This is a genomic window from Pseudomonas sp. HMWF006 (genome assembly GCF_003061205.1).
Taxonomy (GTDB): Bacteria; Pseudomonadota; Gammaproteobacteria; order Pseudomonadales; family Pseudomonadaceae; genus Aquipseudomonas; species Aquipseudomonas monsensis.
Window position 1 is genome coordinate 1 of the sequence record NZ_QAIU01000375.1, and the last position, 3,037, is coordinate 3,037.

Below are 3,037 nucleotides of genomic sequence, written 5' to 3' on the forward strand. Positions count from 1 at the left end.
TCTCTTCGTTTCGCAGCGATATGTGGCGGCTCCAACAATCAAGGAGCTTCACCATGATCAAACCAACACCCAACCCACCCGAAACCGACTCGGTTTCCCCCTACGAATCCCTCGATTCCAAAAAGCTCCACGAAGCCGCCGACCGCGCTCTCGACCATTACCTCTGTCCGCCCGGTTCCACGCCGCTCCCACGTAAAACCCGCGGGATGTATGCCGTGACTGCGGACAACAAAAACGAAGAACTGCTGATTGATGCCAGTGAAACACTGGCTTCGGCGAAGGCCATTGCTCATGACGCTGCGAGCCTGTTGCCCGTGGCACAGCGGCGGACGTTGTTGGGGATTGCGCAGTTGATCATGCTCGGGGAGTTGGCGGTGAATCGGGCGTTGGATAATTTGCAGATGCCGGGGTGACGCGAGGGGCGGGATCACCTGGTGATTGATCGGGTGGTCATTCTGGCGCCTTCGCGAGCAAGCTCGCTCCCACAGGGTTTTATGCTGATTGCAGATGGTGTGTACGACGCTGAAACCTGTGGGAGCAAACATTACGGACGGATCTATTTTCTGCTCCACCCAGTCCGGCCATAAAACATTGATGTTTTGAGCGCGGCGTCTGCAAGTCAGAAAGCCGGATTTTCCCTACAACGAACACCGATCCCTCCTGCATCCAAACCTGAGTCCGTTCGCCAAAGTCCTGTGTTTTCAGAACGGGGCACGGATGTGACCAGACTTATCCCGCTAAGCGAGTTACATGGCCAGCGAGAGCAGATCCTCGATGCCTACGAAGCCATGGAACATTTCCGACAGGCATTGAATCGCCCGGACGAGTTGCCCGGATTCGACGACTTGTTAAACGCCATGGGCCTGCATCGTAACAACTACATGCAAGGCGCGAATGAGCGAAAACTCATCGATGCTGTGCGTAACGGTGATTGGGCACTGGTGAAGCCACGCATGGCTACAGACAACGGCGGCGCCTCCTGGAATGCCTTCAACCCCAAACCCGAGCCACCTCCTGCACAACACTTGGTGGAGGAGCACCCCTATACCTTGCCGCAACCCGCCGAATCGGGTTTCCACATCGTTCAGAAACCCATGACGCTCGAAGCGCTTGAACGGGAGTTGTACGAAATCAGGCCCGGCGACTCACTGCGTCGCGAATTCCGCTCACTCAATCGACATCTCGGTGAGCAGGTCAAACCTGGGCAAATGGTCTTGTTCAGTGACTCTCGCAACTATATGTGCCGGCGCGAAGAAGCGCAGATGATGGCCGCTGCGGAGAAGGTGAACGAGGCATTGAAAGACCTTTCGGATGAAGAAGCTTCGTTCATGGTTGAGCATCATGAGGTCATTGAGCCGTTTCTGGAGGTGTCGGCAGGCACATTGGGCGTTGCGTCATTCATGATCGGGCAGCATCTGGAAGGATTGAAAAATACTCTCAAAGAGTTGGAGCAACTGCATCAGCAGCAATACACCCAACATCGTCATCTACATTCCCCAGAGTTCTTTGCCAAACGCAAACGTCTGATGGCGAAACTGGATGCCAGTCTTGGGCCGCTGGTACGCAAAGGCACGGGTTTGCCAGATCATCCAAAACTCAAACGTGCACTGGGATTGTCCAGCCGCCGAATTGTTCACCGATGGGGCAAAGCAGGCGCACCGGCACAACTGCCCGGATATGCAACTAACATTGCGGGTGTTGCCAGAGCAGCGAAGTTCATGAAGGGAGGTGGTTATCTCGGCATAGGTCTGCAACTGGGCGCATCCAGCTCAAAAATCCACGAGGTCTGCGCGTCCGGCCGCGATGCGGAATGCAGGCAAGTGAGGTTTGTAGAAGGAGGGAAGATGGTCGGCGGTACGGCTGGAGCTCTCGCTGGTGGATATCTCGGAGGGAAAGCAGGTCTGGCGGTATGCGCGAAATTGAAAGGAATGGGGAAACTCGTATGTGTGCTTATGGTTGGTGCGGCAGCGTCCGTGGAGACAGGAACTCAGATGTCGGAGCTAGGTGAGTTTTTGGGTCAAGAAATTCATGAGTATTCCGAATAATGGAAGTCACCGAAATAGTATTTGCCTGGGCATGTGGGGCGCTGATCCTATTAGGCGTGATCAACTGCGCAATGATTTTCTACGCGGTTTATACAAAACTCGATGCTCTGGAAAAACACTTTGATGAGTGGCTGTACTTATCCATGGACTGTGGTTCATCAGGGGGAAGTTTTTACTCGAGAACTCAGCGGATGACCGCTGTCAGCCGGTTGATTACATCCAAGAGTATCCAACGGCAGGAACCCCTGCTGATCGACGCCGTTCAACGCCTTCCCAGAGGACTCAGGTTCTGGGCGACGAGTCCATTTCATGTCGGCTATTTCGTGTGCGGCGGGACTTCACTGCTTTGGCTGTATGGGAAATACAGAGGTTTTTTGTAATGGGGCAAAAAGAAAATCAGTCCTTCGGTGAGGTCGTTTACGAAGACTCCCCATGACTGAAATCAAACTTCTGTTCGCCGCCACTGGCATTACGTTACTGGTGCTGATCATCTCCAACGTTCTGGTGATGATCTATGTCGGGTATTTCAAGCTTTCCGAAATTGAATTGCACCTTGAAAATTGCTATCTGCTCCACAACTGCCCGCAGAAGGGACGCTCCGGTTTTTGGGCGCGCAGGTACAGGCTCAATCTGATCACTGCTTTGGTCCTTCGCGCCTGTTGCTGGATAATCCGAGCTCCCTCGAGGATGTCCGGAGCCTTCCGCTGGATTTGCGGCGGTGGGTCGAAATTCCATATCGATTGAATGCATTTTCTCTGCTGGGAATTCTGGCTTTGTATGGTTGGGCGGAATATTTAGGACTGTTCGAGTGAACACCAGGCTAGCAATCTCGGCCATTTTCTTACGTCTGTTGGAATAAGGGGACGGATCTGTTGTGGGTACGTGACGGAATGAGGTCTCGATAAACGCTAACGTTTAAAAAGACATCTCCAAACACTCTCGCAGGCTACACATCCTTGCGCCTTTGCCTACAGCTACGCCAGAATCCGCCG

4 protein-coding genes are annotated in these 3,037 nt (G+C 53.5%); all 4 read left to right on the forward strand.

Annotated features, from left to right (window positions below; genetic code table 11):
- Positions 1–53: 53 nt before the first annotated feature.
- The 4 genes from DBR24_RS15265 to DBR24_RS15280 all read left to right on the forward strand — a co-directional run bounded on the left by DBR24_RS15265 (position 54) and on the right by DBR24_RS15280 (position 2,789).
- A complete protein-coding gene (locus DBR24_RS15265; protein ID WP_123468074.1) occupies positions 54–413 on the forward strand; it encodes a DUF6124 family protein in 360 nt (119 codons plus the stop codon).
- Between the two features lie 306 nt (positions 414–719).
- Entirely contained in the window at positions 720–2,045 is a 1,326-nt protein-coding gene (locus DBR24_RS15270; protein ID WP_128615178.1) for a hypothetical protein, read from the forward strand.
- Positions 2,045–2,425: a hypothetical protein gene (locus DBR24_RS15275; protein ID WP_128615179.1), complete on the forward strand. Its 381-nt coding sequence runs from the start codon at positions 2,045–2,047 to the stop codon at positions 2,423–2,425. Before DBR24_RS15270 ends, DBR24_RS15275 begins: the two co-directional genes overlap by 1 nt.
- A 52-nt stretch (positions 2,426–2,477) precedes the next feature.
- Complete coding sequence (locus tag DBR24_RS15280) at positions 2,478–2,789, forward strand: hypothetical protein (RefSeq protein WP_128615180.1); 312 nt, start codon at positions 2,478–2,480, stop codon at positions 2,787–2,789.
- Positions 2,790–3,037 lie beyond the last annotated feature (248 nt).

Excerpts from the sequence above, each read along its gene's own strand:
- DBR24_RS15265 (WP_123468074.1), top strand. The coding sequence starts at position 54 with ATGATCAAACCAACACCCAACCCACCCGAAACCGACTCGGTTTCCCCC.
- DBR24_RS15275 (WP_128615179.1), top strand. The coding sequence starts at position 2,045 with ATGGAAGTCACCGAAATAGTATTTGCCTGGGCATGTGGGGCGCTGATC.
- DBR24_RS15280 (WP_128615180.1), top strand. The coding sequence starts at position 2,478 with ATGACTGAAATCAAACTTCTGTTCGCCGCCACTGGCATTACGTTACTG.